Below are 16702 nucleotides of genomic sequence, written 5' to 3'. Positions count from 1 at the left end.
TTGGTTTAATTAACACTGATTGAACACCTTACATTTCTGTAAGGTCAAATCTTTTGGTTTAGGTTAGGTGGTGAAAGGAGGTACTTAGTACCTCCTTTTCATTTTAACTTCTTTGCCGCTCAGGCCTTGTAGGTAACTCTGTAAATCACCCCAGCCTTGTCATCAGATATAAGCAATGAACCGTCAGGCATTACCTGTACGTCCACCGGACGCCCCCAGGCTTCCTGCTCTTCTTCATCAAGCCAGCCATCTGCAAAAGTTGAATAATTAACGGCTTTGCCGTTTTCTACTTTCACCAACCCTATTCTGTAACCAGACTTCTTGCTCCTGTTCCATGAACCATGTTGCGCTATGAAAATACTGCCCTTGTACTCTGCAGGAAACATGTCGCCATTATAGAATCTAAGACCGAGCGGCGCTACATGAGCACCAAGCTTTTGAGCTGGAGCTACGAAGTCAGAACAAGAAAATTTGGATCCGAACTCCGGGTCAGAGATATCTCCGGCGTGGCAGTAAGGGTAGCCAAAATGCATACCAGCCTCGGTAGCTTTGTTCAGTTCACAATCAGGCATATCGTCTCCCAACATGTCTCTGCCGTTGTCGGTGAACCACAGATTGCCTTCGGCATCCCAGGTCATGCCCACAGTGTTTCTCACGCCTCTGGCAAAAATCTCACGGCCCGTACCATCCGGGTTCATTCTGGTGATGGTGGCGTAAATTTCTTTCTCGCTTTCGCAAATGTTGCAAGGAGCGCCAACCGGCACATATAGCTTGCCGTCAGGGCCAAAAGCGATGTATTTCCAGCCATGATGCTCGTCGGTCGGGTAGTCGTCATAAACAACAACCGGCTCACCTACGGCTTCAAGATTGGCCTCCACATTTGGGTATTTCAAAAGTCTGCTAATCTCACCAACATACAAATCACCATCTTTGAAAGCTACCCCGTTAGGTGTCTTCAGGCCAGAAGCGACAACAATTGTCTTATCCGCTTTGCCGTCCTTGTCGGTGTCCTGAATGGCGTATATTTTATCTCCACCCCGGTTACCTACATATATCGTCCCACTCGGGCTGATCGCCATGGACCTGGCATTATCTATGCCACTGGCATAAATTGAAATTTCAAAGCCCTCAGGTAGATTGATTGTACTAAGGCTATCGCCATCATTGGTCGTTGCGCCATCAACAACCTCCTCCTCTGATGTAGCGGCCTCCTTAGATGACTCCCCACAGGAAGAAATTGCAACTGACAATACACCTGCTACAAGGTAAAAAGCTAGTCGAATTGGTTTCAATATCATGATTACGGTTATTTTTTCAATCTGAACACATAGTTAGCCAATTTGGTTGAGAAATAACCTGAAAATTGACAAAAGGTCTTTGTCAAAACTTTCGTTATTCGTCGTAACGAGTCTAAATTTGCCGAATGATCTCAATCAATAATTTGAATTACAATATTGGCTCAAGAGTGCTTTACGACGGAGCCAACCTGCACATAAAACCCAAAGACAAAATAGGGCTTATCGGTCTTAACGGAACGGGTAAGTCTACACTGCTCAAAATGATTGTTGGTGACCTCACTATCGACGGTGGGGACATCAGTCAGAGTAAGGACTGCACCATAGGCTTTCTTAACCAGGACCTCCTCTCCTACCAGTCTGCCGAACCCATTTTGGATGTTGCCATGAAAGCTTTCGCTGAAGCTGTCGACATTCACCACAAAATAGACAAGGTGCTGGCTGAAATGGAAGCCAACTACAGCGACAATCTGGTAACGAAGCTCACCAAACTTCAGGAAAGATTCGAGGCACTGGATGGCTATGCTATTCAATCAAAGGCCGAAGAAATATTGGAGGGCATTGGCTTTAGCACAAAAGACCTCACAAGACCCCTGAAAGAGTTTTCGGGTGGCTGGAGAATGCGGGTAATGTTGGCGAAGCTTCTGCTTGAAAAGCCTTCCCTGCTCATGCTTGACGAACCTACCAACCACCTCGACCTTCCGTCCATTCAATGGGTAGAAAGCTACCTGAAAACCTATGAAGGAGCGGTGATTGTGGTTTCTCACGACAGGCATTTCATCAACAACACGGTAAACACGATTGTGGAGGTAAGCAATGGCAAACTCAACCTTTACAGTGGTAATTATGATTTTTACCTGCAGGAGAAAGAGCTGAGAAATGAGATTCAAAAGAACGCTTTTGAAAATCAGCAGCAAAAGATCAAGCAGACGGAGAAGTTCATTGAGCGATTCAAGGCCAAGGCTACCAAAGCCCGCCAGGTGCAGAGCCGTGTGAAGGCATTGGACAGAATGGATAAGATAGACGATGTGCTGGATGAAAACGCCAAAGTCAACTTTCGCTTCAACTTCAATAAACCCAGCGGACGCCATGTGATTCAGCTCACCGATGTATCCAAAAGCTACGGCGATCTCGTTATTCTCAAAAACACCAATGCTCATATAGAGCGAGGCGATAAAATTGCTTTGATCGGAGCCAACGGCAAAGGAAAGTCCACTCTGCTGCGTATCATAGCCGGCACGGACAAAGTGAATGGCAAAAGGGAGGAAGGCTACAATGTTATCAAGTCGTTCTACGCACAGCATCAGCTGGAAGCGCTAAATATCGAGTACGAGATTCTTGAAGAAATGAAAGCTTCAGGAACGGACAAAACGGAAATGCAACTGAGAAGCGTGCTGGGCTGTTTCCTTTTCTCCGATGAAGACGTTTTCAAAAAAATTAAAGTCCTTTCCGGAGGTGAGAAATCAAGAGTAGCGCTGGCCAAAACGTTGATTTCTGAAGCCAACTTCCTACTGCTTGATGAACCTACCAACCACCTCGATATTCAGTCGGTCAACATCCTCATTCAGGCGTTGCAGCAGTATGAGGGAACGTTTATAGTCGTATCCCACGACCGCTACTTTGTGACAGAAATCGCCAATAAAATCTGGTACATCGAAAACAACGAAATAAAGGAGTACCCAGGCACTTATGAGGAGTATATGTGGTGGAAGGAGAAGCAAGCGGCAGTGGTGCCCTCCGTGCAGCCCCAGGTGAAAAAAGAGGAACCTAAGCCAAAACCAGCGCCGAGCCAGGTCAATAACCTATCGATGGAGACCCAGAAGGAGCTAAAAGCCCTGCGCAAAAAAATGGATGGAATCGAAAATGAAATTCTCGAAACCGAGCTAAAGATCGAAGAAGCAGAAAAAGAGCTTGCCTCGCCCGAGGTATTTGAATCGCCCGATGCCCTGGCCCAAAGCAACGAAAAATACCAGCTAATCAAAGCGGAACTTGAAAGGCTAAATGACCAATGGGAGGAAACAGGAATAAAAATCGAAGAGTTGGAAAAGCAACTGGCCTGATTCAGCCCTTCACTTTTTTCTCAATTCTTGCTACCTGTGCTTTTAGCTCCTCCAGAAGGTGCTGAAGCTCCACATTTTCTTCGTGCACAAACTCTTTGAGCTTTCGCTCTTCCTCGGCTATATCATGCTGGTGTAGCTCATTCATGGTGTTCACCACAATGGCGATAAAAATATTGAGCGTAGTGTACGTGGCAAGAAGTATGAATGGAACGAAAAAGAGCCATGCATTTGGGATCTGCTCCATCACAGGCCTCGCTATTCCAGAAGCCCAGCTTTCCAATGTCATGATCTGAAACAGCGTGAACATGGAGGCCCCCAGGTTGCCGAACCACTGAGGAAACTGCTCTCCGTAAAGACTCGTACCAATAACAGCGAAAATGTAAAAGATAATCATTACCAGCACACCTATCCAGCCAATGCTGGGGATCGACTTTAGCAGGGCCTCTATAATAATTCTCAGCTTCGGCACATTCTTCAGTAGCCTTAAAGTACGAAGAATCCTGAGCGTACGGAGAATAGACAAATTACCGGCTGAGGGGATCAGCGCAAGCAGCACGATGGAAAGGTCAAAAATATTCCAGGCTTCGCCAAAGAATTTGGCCCTGTACACCCCCAGCTTGACCAATAGCTCGACCACAAAAACTCCTAAAATAATTTCATCGAGCAGGTAAAGCCAATCTCCGGTAAAAGCCATTATGGCGGGAGATGTTTCAAGCCCAATTGTGATTGAATTCAGTACGATAAGTCCTATGATGAAATACTGAAAACGATCACTTTCAAGAATCTTCTTTACTTTTTCCACTCTGCAAACTCTTTAATATTCAACATGCACTAAGCGGATGCAAAAGTAATTTCAAAAACTGAATCATGAACGCATTTCTTGTAAAATACATGTTTTGTTAAAGGGAACTTCTTTTTATTTTTCGATCTGAAAAAATCTGATCAAAAATGAAGGCAACTATTATCAATTCCATCTTTCTTGCAGGACTTTTTCTTGGTTGTTCGCAATCACAAACTGTGAGTGACGGCCCCGCATTTGCTGACCTGCCTCCCAGCGCAGTACGCACACCCTACCCCGGCGATGAATCTCTTGTAAAAGTACACGTGCTCGATATCAACGATAAGATTATTGCGGAGGGTGACTATTTGAATGGGCAAAAAGAGGGTAGTTGGACAGAATACTATCCGACAGGCGTGGTAAAATTGGTTACAAGCTATGTGAAAGGCAAAAAGCAAGGTCCCCAGGTGATTGTAGATGAAAACGGGCAGGTGACTGAAAAAGCCTACTTTCATGATGGGCAATTGCATGGCACCTATGTTAAATACAACAGGAAAAACATAAAGGAAGAACGTGCCTATCAGTTCGGTAAACTAAATGGCATGCTCAGACTCTATCACGACAATGGTAAGCTGATGGAAGAGAGTCCCTATGAGAACGGCGTGAGGGAAGGTATTGCTAAATGGTATAATACCGACGGCGAAGTGACAATCGAATACCTGTACAGAAACGGGGAGTGGATCAAAGACGAATGAGGCCCTAGAAAGCCATTGACACTCCGAAGTATACTCTTCGGATAGTTCTGGCTATGTTTTCGAAACCGCCGGTTGTTCCCCACCAATTGGGGATACTGGCTTCTGAATAAATATTCTGGATTTTATACCCAGACTTCAAATACACTGCGTTGTTCCGACCGGCTATTTTCAAACCACCGCCAATATGCCACAAAAAGCCACCTCTCACTTTATCGTAATTTCCCCAGTCATTCGACCTCGCCCACCCAAGCCCATAGCCTACGTTTGAGAAATAGAAAGGAGTTACCCGGCTTCGACAAAGGTCGCCTGTGAGGCTTAAAAACACTGGCATGATCCTGAAATCACCCGCCTGCTGGTAGCCAACACCGATGCCCGGCTGCAAAAACCGGTTGACAACATAGGCATGGTTTGTTTCAAGATACAAATACGGCGAAGCAGGATTCCACTGGTTGGCCTTCCCAAAATCGAGGCCGAACTCAGCTGAATGCCAAAACATCCCTTTGGTTGGCATTTTAAGAGAGTGTATAATTTTAGTGTTCATCACTCTGTCGGCATCCACTACCAGGGTGTCTCCTGTTGTCCGGAGAAAAACAAAGTCCCCTGCCGCATTGTATTCAAGCACTTTGCCCCGCACCACGCCAATTTTCTCTATTCTGGCCTTGTCCTTCACCTGCGTCTGCGCTGCGAGGTGCCCGGGCACAAAAAAATAAAAGAGACAGCTCCACAGGAGCCATCCCTTCCGGTTGAAAATGATATTTTTTATAGTATGATTGCTCATCACACAGGCTACAAAGCCAGCACGGGTATCGTGCTCAACAATTCAAGCTTTCCTTCACAGTCATACTCATACTGGTACAAGCCGTCCGCTCCGATCATCATCAGCACTCCATTGAGTGGAATGACATCAAAAGCATGCATATTGGTGTAGTTGGCTACGAGATGGTCATCTATGGCGGTCAGATCAGTTTTATCAAAAAGCTTGAGGCCAAACTCTCCTTCGCAAATGAACAGGCATTTGCCATCTACACCCAGTCCATGCGGGTTTTGCATAGGGTAGGTCTGAAACGACTTTGGGTTTCTCAGATCAGATATGTCGACAATTTCGAGCTGATTGGTGAAACCCTGACAAGCGTTGCCCGACCTTAGTGTTACATAGGCATAGTCGCCTTCCACGACCACTGGGTCGCAGCTTTGAATGTGCTGGTAGGTTGAAAGATGCTCCGGCGCTTCCGGGTTCACATTGTCATAAATGTGCATCCCGTTATTGGCACCAATAAACAACTTATCTTCATAGGGAAACAGTGTCTCTATTCCCCAGCCAATGTCTACACTGGCACCAGCCTGCGGGTCACCAAGTTGCGTGATGTCGAAAAGATACAGCGAACTAGCGTCGATAGTGTAGAGGAAGTCTTCATAAATGGCAAACCTGGCCATAGACCCTCCTACGCCTGCCTCTGCGGAAGTAGTGGCCGGAGCGGCCCCGGAAGTATTAGCGACATACTTAGTGCCTGATGCGAAACTCACCAAAGCGTCTTCATTCGCAGCGTAGTAAATAAGACCCCCACCACCAGTCTGGCAGTCGATTTCGCTAACCTCAGCTACGCTGGCCTCCTCATAGGAAGTAACCACACCACTCCATGCGTCAAAGTTGAACGGTAGGTTGGCAAACTCCTGAAAAGCCCCCTCTACCCTCTTCACCATTTTGACATCGTTCACATTCGAGATATCAAACACCAGCAGGTCGATATAGCTGTCGGCATAGAGGTAATTTCCCTTGGCAGCCATATCAAAGTTACCCGGAATGGTAACGAACGACAGCTGACTGGGTGACGATGGGTTCGTATTGTCGATAATGTGAATGCCCTCACCTACTTCGTTGATGAAAAGAATGCCTTCCTTGAAGTAAATCTTTCCAGGCTGGTTAACAGATTGAGGAGCGCCGAAAGCTACTGCGCTTCTTATTTCATCCGTTGTGGTGTATACAGGTTTGAAGTACGTATACGACCTGTCTACTTCACAGGTGTCGGTGCAACCGGTTGACAGAAGACCTATGACAATCAATATCACAATTGACGTAAAGGTAATTCTGGCAATGTCTCTAACTTCGTGGGGGTGAAATTCTGTATTCATATACTAAAAGAATAGGTATGATAAAATGACACCGTTGTATAGCGATTGGTTGGAAACCTACCTCAGCTCATACCGAACGCCCGCCTGCACACCCCATAGCCTTGGTGCACTCGCATACCCGTCGGTGTTCTTGGTCAGGCTTGTAATCGCCTGGCGGTAATACGGCTCCACAACGACTTTATAGTGGCTGTTAATGGCGTAATTAACCTCCAAGCCGAGAGTCCCATTTAAATACACGCTCCGGTAAGGCGATTGGTCTCCAGATTTTGTTCTCACATCCTCAAGGTCTTTTCCTTTTATCACACTACCGAGCAAAAACTCATTGGAAACACCAGTGTTCAAAACTATCCCGGCCCGCCGTTCCAACAGAATCACGCCAACCTTTACAGGCACGGAAATAAACTCATACGTATTAGTGATTTTCGTTCTTTCGCCATCGTACGAGTATTGTGAGGACGAAAACACTTCCTGAATATCGTCACTTAACAAACTAACCTGATTCAGCGCATAACGCTTATTGTTCGACTCGTCGTTCAACACCAGGTTGGTACTTCCGTTACTATTGTACCTTCCATATTGAAGCCCGGTATGCAACAGAATCTTCCTGAAGATGCGCTTACCAATGCTTGCACCAAATGAGAAAGTTCCGCCCTGTGTGTTCGACTCATTGTATCCTCTGGAAGAAACCGCTCCTACCAGCCCGTTGGCGGTGTTAAAATCATTTGTCTTTAGCTCTCCACTGTTTTGCGCTACAAGAGAGGCTTCGTCAGCGCTGGCAGAAGCAAACAAGCTGCCTCCCGACCGAAAACCATAATTAGGGTTAAAAGTACCGCTTCCAACTCCGAGACCTGCCAATAAAGGCTGATCTCCGATCTCTCTCTTTTTTCTTTGCATGGGCCGCACCACTCCATACAAGTGATTCACCTCCAGTTTCGATAAATCGCTGACCAGCCTTTCTGAACGAAAGATGCCGGTTACAGCAGGAATGGCAGCATCAAACGTATTTTCACCAGGTGCTGAGGTTTCCTCTGCTGGAATTGCCACCTGCCGGGTTGCTTCACTACTGCTATTGCCAACTGCAGTTACCGCCAAAAAGGGCTTTGTATCTTTTTGATAAAAATCAGGTTTATCTTCTTTGTTGAGTGTGGATGTTGTCGAAGCCACTTCATTTTCCATCTTCATGTCCCTGAGTTCAGGGCTTTGTGCGGCCTGAGAATTGACGACGTTCTCTTTGGCGTTGCCCGCAACCTCATTTTCTACAAGAGACGAGGTGCCATTGAGCAAAAGTGCTACCCCCAAACCAACGGCGACGGTTGTCATGGCGGCAGCTGCCCATCTGTAGTAAAAGATGGCTTTCCTGTACTTCCCTTCTTTTTGGGTGGCAAGCCTTGCTTCCACTCTCTCCCACACCATAGGAGATGGCGGCACGCTGGCTCCGTCAAAAGCCTGTCGCCACTGGCTTTCGAAAAATTCGTTGTTATCTGCGGCTTCCATAATTTGTACTTTCTAATTTCTCAAGTTTCTCCTGCAGCAGCTGCTTTGCTCTTGCATACTGCGACTTGGAGGTTCCCTCGGTAACACCAAGGAGCTCTGCTATTTCATGATGTTTATACCCTTCAATAGCATACAGGTTAAATATTGTCTGGCACCCCGATGGAAGATCCTGAATCATTACCATTAAATCTTCCAGCTGAAGTCCCGCAAGCAAGTCGTGATTCGCCGATGGCTGTCGTAACTCAGCCACATCTACCATAGGATACATATAAAGCTTGTTGCGCTGATGATTGAGCGCAGTATTAATCACGATCCGCTTGATCCAATAAAATAGCGATGACTCCTTACGGAATGTTTTGATGTGGTTGAATACCTTCACAAACCCTTCCTGCAAAACATCTTCAGCTTCCTGCTGCATTTTGCAGTACCTCAAACAAATGGCATACATCTGCCCACTATACTTTTGGTATAGCTGATATTGCATGTGTCTGTCCTCTTTGGCACATCCCTCTATCAACTCTTCATCAGTAGGCATTCTGTGAGTTATCGGTTTAGGTTTTGACTTTTATGACACTCGGTCTGAAAAAATGGTTGGAATTATGCAGATTTGTAGAAAATGAATTTAGTTGCCGTTCGTTTAGCTATCGATGAAACATCTCAACTACTTCTTACTCCTGGTCATTTCCTGCTTATTTTTCACTGGCTGCCTTCCCCTCGAGCAAGTTGCCAATACCAGCACTTCCGACGCAGTTTTAGAGCTCAGCGACAGATCATACGAAGATAACATCAGGTTGGTTCGCCTTTTTCCAAATTCTGGAAAAACTGAAGACAGTATGCAGCCCCCTATCATGCATATCAGCCAACCTTCAACGCTCACACTCAAATTTGATGAAATTCTAAGTGACTTCCAGCAATACAATGCATACATCGTGCACTGTAATTTCAATTGGGAGCGATCAGCACTTACCGACATGGAGTTTCTTAACGAATACAACTCCTACCCTGTCAACAACTACCAGTACTCTCAAAGCACCATTGTTCCCTACACACAGTACACGCTTGAGCTTCCGAAAGTAAAAAAATCAGGGAACTATGTAGTGGTAGTGTATCGGGGGACAAACAAATCTGACATCATATTAAGCAGGCGGTTTATGGTGTTTGAAGGCGGAGCAGACATTCAAATGGAGGTTCGGATTTCGTCCAGCGTAGAGGAAAGAGAAGAAAACCACCAGGTGGAGTTCTCTGTCAACTATGGTGGACTAACGTCTACCAATGCCTACAACGACTTTAAAGTAATGGTGCGCCAAAACAGAAGGTGGGACAACGCCATTCTCAACCTGAAGCCTACCCTGGTGAGGGAAGACCAGAGCTACATGGAGTACAGAAATTTCACTCTCCAGAACAATTTCAAATCAACGAGGGAATTCAGGTTCTTCGATATCCGATCACTGAGTTACAACGGACGCAATGTGGGCAAAATAGAAAAAAGCCAAAATGAAATAAGGGCACTGCTTTTGAAAGACGCCTCCCGATTCAGCGAGCCCTACAGCAGAATGCAGGACCTTGATGGTAACTTCTTCATCGGTTCCACAGAGCCTAACACCAGTGATCTACAGACCGACTATGTGAAGGTCATGTTTTTCCTGGAAGCAGAAAAAATTGAAGCAGCCGATGTGTACGTAATAGGTGGTTTTAACGACTGGCAGAAAACTCCTCAGAACAGGTTGGTATACGATGACCTCTCTGGCATGTACACGGCATCTCTACTGCTAAAGCAGGGGTTTTACAATTACATGTATTGGGCAAAAGGGAACAGTATTGATCCCTACATGTTTGAGGGGTATAACTTTCAGGCTGAAAATGAGTACGAAGTGTTCGTTTACTTTAAAACTCCCGGATCATTTGTAGATCGACTTGTCGGCTACCAAAGCATCATTCACAATGGCCCAAAAAACTGATCAGGCCGTGGTTTCAGCAAATTCATAAGTAACCGCTCTCTTGCTAGGGTCGGCATTGGCGATGTCGAGCATGCCGAAGCCTTTATGGCAAAACTGCCCCAGCCCACAAGTGAAAATAAACTCCTGAACCACCTTGGGGGCGTAAAGCACAAACGGAAAAGTATAGCCCCTTATTTCGTATTTCAAGTCCTGGTCATACAGCGGGTATATCCTTGCAAACTTCTTTTGGCTTTCTCTGATCTTGTTCAGGTAGTCCTCGTCAGGTACTAGCTGAAACTTCCCGATGCCCTCAATTTTCTGGGGATCTTCACCGCTTTGCTCCATCCTTTGAATGGTAGATTCAAATAGCAGATCGGAGAACGTATCGGTTTCAGGCGAAATAAACTTCTTGGCCTCTGCATCGTACAACGATGGCTGAAGCACCACGATTGGTGAGATGCAAATATACCTTGAGGCGTCTGTTATTTCAGGATGATCCTCCAACTCTACAGCCTCTGGCGCTAGCATTAAGTTGCCAATATCTACCTTCGGAAAGGTAAACAACACCCTGAGGAAATAGTCGATAAAAGCTTTGTTATTGCTCGCAACAACGAGCGTAACTCTCCGGCTGTAGAAATGCAAACCTTGCCTGCTTATCTTTGTTTGTCCTTTAAGGCCGCTGAAATTGTAAAACGGGTAGTCGATGAACTCCTTCTGACCTCCTTTTACGAGCATTCCCTTAATAAGCTGAGCTAAAAGATACTGGTGATGGAAGGGAACAAACCCTCCCTTATTTTTTACTTGAAAAACGATACGTACCCTCAATAGCGTAAAAATTATATAGAAAATAGGCCTGAACAATCAAACTCTATTTTCCTAGTATTTAAAATGTTCATGAGAAAAACAATAAATTCAAAAAATTGTTCATCCTTCGTAATAAAAGAGCTGGTTAAACATTAAATCTGAAATGCATGATATCTCCATCCTGCACTTCGTATTCTTTGCCCTCAATATAAATCTTACCAGCTTCTTTACAAGCATTTTCGGAGCCATATTTCTCGTAGTCGGCCAATTTAATTACCTCCGCCCTAATAAATCCACGCTCAAAGTCGGTATGGATAACGCCAGCCGCTTTTGGCGCCTTCCAACCTTTTTCTATGGTCCATGCTCTTACTTCCTTCACCCCTGCTGTAAAGTACGTAATCAGGTCAAGTATATTGTACGAGGCCTTGATAAGTCTATTCAATCCCGAATCTTTGAGACCATACTCCTCTAGAAAGAGTGCTCTCTCATCAAGATCCTCCAGTTCCGCTATCTGCGACTCAATAGCCGCACATAGAATAACTACTTCGGCGTTTTCTTCCGCTACGGACGCCTTTAATTTCTCTACCCATTGGTTGCCTGCTGGCAAAGATCCCTCATCCACATTGGCTACGTAAATGACTGGTTTTATGGTGAGTAGCTGCAAATCTGCCACCGCTTCTCTCCCAGCCTCAGTCATATCAAGCACTCTTGCGTTCTTGCCAGACTCCAAATGCTTCTTGTAAGCCTGCACATATCCAAGCTCTGTCCGGGCCTTTGCATCACCCGATTTGGCTATCTTTTCAAGCCGCTGAATTTTCTTATCAACCGACTCCAGGTCTTTCAACTGAAGCTCGGTGTCAATCACTTCTTTGTCTTCGACCGGGTTTACCGTTCCCGACACGTGCACTATGTTATCGTCTTCGAAGCACCTCACCACGTGGATTACCGCATCTACCTCCCTGATGTTCCCAAGAAATTTATTGCCAAGCCCTTCACCCTTGCTGGCTCCTTTCACAAGGCCTGCAATGTCGACAAATTCGATAAACGTCGGAATGATTTTTTCGGGATGAACCAACTTCTCCAGCACCTGTAGCCTTTCGTCGGGCACAGTGATCACGCCCACGTTGGGTTCAATTGTACAAAACGGGTAATTGGCCGCTTCGGCCTTGGCATTCGAAAGAGCATTAAACAGTGTTGACTTGCCTACATTGGGCAGTCCCACAATCCCACATTGCAATCCCATGAAATATGATCAATTGTTACTTTTTGAATATTTGATACCCCTTAAAGCCAGCATAAACCTCAATTGTAGACACTCTTAAGATTGTGTACGTAGGGATGGCTGCTATCATTCCGGGGATACCTGCAATTGTTGCGCCGGCAAAGATAATAACAAATATTTCTAATGGATGGGCTTTTACGCTTTTTGAGAAAATGAGGGGCTGCAACAATATGTTGTCGGCAGCTTGTACAATGCCAAACACAGACAGAATCTTCAGTACAACAATCAAAAGATCCTGAGAGAGGCTAATATCTCCATTAGTTGAAATACCCACGACTATACCAAAACTGGCGCCGAGCATTGGCCCGAGGTAGGGAATAAGGTTCGCTACTGCTGCGAATACTGCTATTGTTAAAGCATATTTCACACCCAGTATTGACAAGCCCAAAGACGCAATGCTGAAGATAGAGGCCATCTGGAAAAGCAGCCCAATCAAATAGTTGCTCAGAAGTTTTTCAATCTTAAACATCGCTGCTATAAACACCTCAAAATATTGGTTAGGTATCAGCGCAATTATTTGCCTTCTTAAAATCCCGTTCTCCAGCAAAAGAAAGAAGGTAATGAACGATACAGCCAGGAAACCAACCAAAAGCCCCCCGGTCACCGATATCAGGTTGTTCAACAGGAGCGTAAAGTCAACCTCCGAGAGCAATCCAAAAAGACTCTCTCTGATCGACTCAAAAAGAAAGCCCTCCTCCTGAATTGTCAGCTTATTCTCAATAAGAAATTGTTCTATACTATTAAAAGGCTGACTGACTGATGTCAACACGGAGTCGTAACTTATTTGCGAAAGCACCTTCACCTGTTCGCTGAAAAGCGGGATAAACAGCATCACAAAGAGCGTTACCACCACGATAACTATAGAAAATGAGAAAATGATGGCAATTGGCCTTGGAATTCTGTTGTTGAGAATGTGGATCTGATGAATGGTATTGGTTAGTGGCCTGAGCAAAGTGGCTAAAACCAATGAGAAAATCAGATAAATAAATATGTTGGAGAAATACCAGCTAATAAACACCAGGACAACCAGCATCAAAAGCAGGTAGAGCAGCATTCGTCTAACCATGTGCCTAAAGTAAAAAAAGAAAGCCCTTGTATACCAAGGGCTCGCAAAATATTGTTTGAAGAATCAGATCAATCCCACTTCAACTCTGTGTCATCTTCAGAAACATCTTCGTCGCCCCCGGCTTCCATTTTCACCTCGAACTGTGAAAAATCAACGCCAGGCAGAAGTTCCGTTTTTACGTGATTAACTGAGTCATTCAACGCATCAATAAACTTATCGAAGTCTTCCTTGTACAGAAATATCTTGTGCTTTTCGTAGAAAAACCCATCCTCCTTAAATTTCCTTTTACTCTCTGTGATAGTCAGGTAATAGTCGTTGGACTTTGTGGCTTTGATGTCGAAGAAATAGGTTCGCTTACCTGCCCTTACTTTCTCAGAATACACTTCACCTCTGCTTTTATCCTTATTCTCTTCCACTTGATTCCGGTTTAGGTTTGGTCAAAAATAAAAGTTTATCGGAAATACCCGATTATTTGTTGAATACAATCGTTCAAAATAGAAAATACGCAAAACACTCACCAGGATCATTCAGCCTCTTTGCAATAATGGGAATGAGTAACCCAAACAATATTTGTTGGTTATCCGAAAAATAACAAGTTAATTCATGACAATCAATAATTAGAGACATTCACTTAGTCAATGTTATTAATTAATTCAAATGAAGGTTGATTTCAGCAAGGTAAAGGAATATGGGGGGCTAGAGTTTTTAGCCAGGCAAATGGTGGAAGGATTCATCACTGGAATGCACAAATCACCCTACCATGGCTTCTCAGTTGAGTTTGCTGAGCACCGGCTGTATAATACAGGAGAAAGCACCCGACATATCGACTGGAAGGTGTTCGCCAGAACGGACAGGATATACACCAAGCGATTTGAAGAAGAGACCAACCTGCGCTGCTACATTGTGCTGGATCATTCCTCCTCCATGTATTACCCCGAAAAGACGCATGGCAAAATCAAGTTTTCAGCGCTGGCTGCGGCGGCTTTGGCCTATTTGCTGCACAAGCAACGTGATGCCGTCGGTCTTTTCACCTTTGCTGAGGAAATTGAGCTTCAAACACAGGTAAAATCTACGTCCAGCCATATCCAAAAGCTTTTCATTTTGCTCAATGAGCTACTGGAAAGCACTCCTACTCTCAAAAAAACCAACGTTGCTGAAGTACTGCATCAGGTGGCAGAAAAAATCCATAAACGTTCACTTGTGATCATTTTTAGCGACATGTTTCAAAACTATGCTGACCACGAGCAAATATTTTCAGCATTGCAACATCTGAAACACAATCGCCACGAAGTGTTGATGTTTCATGTTACCGACAAGTCAACTGAAATTGATTTCTCTTTCGAGGATCGGCCCTATGAGTTTATGGACCTGGAAGGTGGTGAAAAAATCAAGCTAACTCCTTCGCAGGTGAAAGAGTCATATCACAAGGCTGTGGCAGAGTTTGCCAGCACGCTCAAGCTAAGATGCGGTCAGCTAAAAATAGACCTGGTTGAAGCCGACATTCAGGATGATATCAACAAAATATTAACGGGCTACCTTATCAAAAGGACAAAGCTTAATTAAAACGGTTCGAAACAGCATAAAAAAAGCGGCAAAAGCCGCTTTCACCCCTATATATTCGAATGCTATTCGTCGTGTAGCCAGGTCTTCTTCGTGGTGAGTTCTTCCACTGTTTCTCTGTAGTCAGGATCGTCCACACAACAGTCTACAGGACATACCGCTGCGCATTGAGGTTCTTCGTGAAACCCGGTGCACTCCGTACACTTTTGAGACACTATATAATAGAACTCATCAGAAAATGGCTGTTGAGCCTCATTGCCGTCTACCACGGTTCCATCTTCAAGCTCAACCTGAGTGAGTTTGGTTCCACCAGCCCAAGTCCACTCCACACCGCCCTCATAGATAGCAGTATTGGGGCATTCTGGCTCGCATGCACCACAGTTGATACACTCATCGGTGATCATTATTGCCATATTGATACTTAATTTTTGATTCTACAATTACCTTTACCAAACAAAAGTAGAAATGGAATGTTTGAGTTCCAATTTATTTTTGCTTTGCAAAATAAACGAAAATGAAGTTAGAGGAAAGAATAAATGCAATAGCCGCCCTGGGTGACTACTTGAAAGAGCTGGACGAGACAACGAAAAACGATCTGTTTCTGCGTGCTGCCAACGAGAATCCTTGGTTCACGCAAGAGAGCCTTCACCTGGCCTGGCAAGGTATCCTCAATTTTCTAACAAAGGAAAAACTAACCCAGTGGACGTCTTCCTATTCATTTGCGGAAAACAAGCCAAAAAAAGTGGGGCTCGTGATGGCGGGCAACATTCCCATGGTGGGCTTTCACGATCTTCTCTCCGTTATCATTGCCGGGCACAAGGCATTGGTAAAAACCAGCTCACAGGACAGTGCCCTCATTCAGTTTATTATTAATTCGCTTAACGAGATACAACCAGAACTCGGTGGGCGAGTAGCTGTGGTAGACAGGCTCAACGACATGGAAGCCGTTATAGCTACCGGTAGCGACAATTCTTCCCGCTATTTCGACTACTACTTTTCCAAGGTACCCAACATTATCAGAAAAAACAGAAGCTCTTGTGCGATCATTTCAGGTGAAGAATCTCCGGAGGAGTTGCTGGCACTTGGCGACGATCTGTTCAGCTATTTTGGCCTTGGTTGTAGAAATGTATCGAAGCTTTATGTACCCAAAAGCTATGCATTGCCCACCCTGCTCGACGCCATTCAGCCTTTCAATCAGCTACTGGAACACCATAAGTACCGAAACAACTACGATTACCACAAGTCCATTATGCTCGTGAATGGAGAACCCCACCTCGACTCCGGGTTTTCTCTGTTCCGGGAAAGCACTGACCTCGTTTCGCCTGTCTCCGTTATTTATTATGAATTCTACCAGGACGAAGCTGCCCTGTCTCAAAAACTATTGGCTAATCAGGAAAAAATTCAGGCTATCGCCTCTCGCAAAGGGCAGTATCCTAAGTCCATTCCGTTCGGAACACTTCAAAAACCTGAGCTGTGGGACTACGCCGACGGCGTAGATACGCTTAAGTTTCTTTCCGGGTTATAACGACGCAGATAATAGT

16 protein-coding genes are annotated in these 16702 nt (G+C 45.0%); 5 read left to right on the top strand and 11 right to left on the bottom strand.

Annotation, left to right across the window (positions count from 1 at the left end; translation table 11 throughout):
• Positions 1 to 119: 119 nt before the first annotated feature.
• Entirely contained in the window at positions 120 to 1298 is a 1179-nt protein-coding gene (locus tag RIF36_RS16870; protein ID WP_350119442.1) for a PQQ-dependent sugar dehydrogenase, read from the bottom strand.
• Positions 1299 to 1423: 125 nt separating this feature from the next.
• Here RIF36_RS16870 and RIF36_RS16865 point away from each other — a divergent pair, with 125 nt between their 5' ends.
• Entirely contained in the window at positions 1424 to 3355 is a 1932-nt protein-coding gene (locus RIF36_RS16865; RefSeq protein ID WP_350149425.1) for an ABC-F family ATP-binding cassette domain-containing protein, read from the top strand.
• A gap of 1 nt (position 3356) precedes the next feature.
• Here RIF36_RS16865 and RIF36_RS16860 read toward each other — a convergent pair whose 3' ends face one another.
• A complete protein-coding gene (locus RIF36_RS16860) occupies positions 3357 to 4157 on the bottom strand; it encodes an ion transporter (protein ID WP_350124916.1) in 801 nt (266 codons plus the stop codon).
• Positions 4158 to 4303: 146 nt separating this feature from the next.
• On the opposite strand from RIF36_RS16860, the gene RIF36_RS16855 reads away from it, so the two are divergent.
• Positions 4304 to 4888, top strand: a complete 585-nt coding sequence (locus tag RIF36_RS16855; RefSeq protein WP_350124919.1) for a toxin-antitoxin system YwqK family antitoxin — start codon at positions 4304 to 4306, stop codon at positions 4886 to 4888.
• Positions 4889 to 4892: 4 nt separating this feature from the next.
• Here the strand turns inward: RIF36_RS16855 and RIF36_RS16850 are convergent, their stop codons facing one another.
• Genes RIF36_RS16850 through RIF36_RS16835 form a run of 4 tightly spaced genes read right to left on the bottom strand, consistent with a single transcriptional unit; the run spans position 4893 to position 9047 of the window.
• Positions 4893 to 5666: a hypothetical protein gene (locus RIF36_RS16850; RefSeq protein WP_350124922.1), complete on the bottom strand. Its 774-nt coding sequence runs from the start codon at positions 5664 to 5666 to the stop codon at positions 4893 to 4895.
• Between the two features lie 8 nt (positions 5667 to 5674).
• Positions 5675 to 7018, bottom strand: a complete 1344-nt coding sequence (locus RIF36_RS16845; protein ID WP_350124925.1) for an LVIVD repeat-containing protein — start codon at positions 7016 to 7018, stop codon at positions 5675 to 5677.
• A 57-nt stretch (positions 7019 to 7075) separates the two neighbouring features.
• On the bottom strand, positions 7076 to 8512 hold the full coding sequence (locus RIF36_RS16840; RefSeq protein WP_350124927.1) for a hypothetical protein: 1437 nt from the start codon (positions 8510 to 8512) through the stop codon (positions 7076 to 7078).
• Complete coding sequence (locus tag RIF36_RS16835; RefSeq protein ID WP_151997376.1) at positions 8496 to 9047, bottom strand: RNA polymerase sigma factor; 552 nt, start codon at positions 9045 to 9047, stop codon at positions 8496 to 8498. Before RIF36_RS16835 ends, RIF36_RS16840 begins: the two co-directional genes overlap by 17 nt.
• Positions 9048 to 9159: 112 nt before the next feature.
• Between RIF36_RS16835 and RIF36_RS16830 the strand changes: the two genes are divergently transcribed.
• Entirely contained in the window at positions 9160 to 10470 is a 1311-nt protein-coding gene (locus RIF36_RS16830) for a type IX secretion system plug protein (protein ID WP_350075766.1), read from the top strand.
• Here the strand turns inward: RIF36_RS16830 and RIF36_RS16825 are convergent, their stop codons facing one another.
• The 4 genes from RIF36_RS16825 to RIF36_RS16810 all read right to left on the bottom strand — a co-directional run bounded on the left by RIF36_RS16825 (position 10471) and on the right by RIF36_RS16810 (position 14017).
• The gene (locus RIF36_RS16825; protein ID WP_350092680.1) at positions 10471 to 11184 is read right to left on the bottom strand and encodes a CRISPR-associated endoribonuclease Cas6; all 714 of its coding nucleotides are present in this window, start codon (positions 11182 to 11184) and stop codon (positions 10471 to 10473) included.
• Positions 11185 to 11398: 214 nt separating this feature from the next.
• Positions 11399 to 12496, bottom strand: a complete 1098-nt coding sequence (ychF, locus tag RIF36_RS16820; RefSeq protein WP_350075770.1) for a redox-regulated ATPase YchF — start codon at positions 12494 to 12496, stop codon at positions 11399 to 11401.
• Positions 12497 to 12512: 16 nt separating this feature from the next.
• On the bottom strand, positions 12513 to 13601 hold the full coding sequence (locus RIF36_RS16815) for an AI-2E family transporter (RefSeq protein ID WP_350124930.1): 1089 nt from the start codon (positions 13599 to 13601) through the stop codon (positions 12513 to 12515).
• A 68-nt stretch (positions 13602 to 13669) separates the two neighbouring features.
• The gene (locus tag RIF36_RS16810; RefSeq protein WP_151997381.1) at positions 13670 to 14017 is read right to left on the bottom strand and encodes a DUF3276 family protein; all 348 of its coding nucleotides are present in this window, start codon (positions 14015 to 14017) and stop codon (positions 13670 to 13672) included.
• Between the two features lie 241 nt (positions 14018 to 14258).
• Here RIF36_RS16810 and RIF36_RS16805 point away from each other — a divergent pair, with 241 nt between their 5' ends.
• The gene (locus tag RIF36_RS16805; protein WP_350075774.1) at positions 14259 to 15164 is read left to right on the top strand and encodes a DUF58 domain-containing protein; all 906 of its coding nucleotides are present in this window, start codon (positions 14259 to 14261) and stop codon (positions 15162 to 15164) included.
• Positions 15165 to 15226: 62 nt separating this feature from the next.
• Here RIF36_RS16805 and RIF36_RS16800 read toward each other — a convergent pair whose 3' ends face one another.
• The gene (locus tag RIF36_RS16800) at positions 15227 to 15574 is read right to left on the bottom strand and encodes a 4Fe-4S dicluster domain-containing protein (RefSeq protein ID WP_151997383.1); all 348 of its coding nucleotides are present in this window, start codon (positions 15572 to 15574) and stop codon (positions 15227 to 15229) included.
• Positions 15575 to 15675: 101 nt separating this feature from the next.
• On the opposite strand from RIF36_RS16800, the gene RIF36_RS16795 reads away from it, so the two are divergent.
• Complete coding sequence (locus tag RIF36_RS16795; RefSeq protein WP_350124933.1) at positions 15676 to 16686, top strand: acyl-CoA reductase; 1011 nt, start codon at positions 15676 to 15678, stop codon at positions 16684 to 16686.
• Positions 16687 to 16702: the final 16 nt, after the last annotated feature.

Source organism: Imperialibacter sp. (assembly GCF_040222815.1).
Lineage (GTDB): Bacteria > Bacteroidota > Bacteroidia > Cytophagales > Cyclobacteriaceae > Imperialibacter.
The sequence above is the reverse complement of the archived record's forward strand: the minus strand, read 5'-3'. Positions and strand labels throughout refer to the sequence as shown.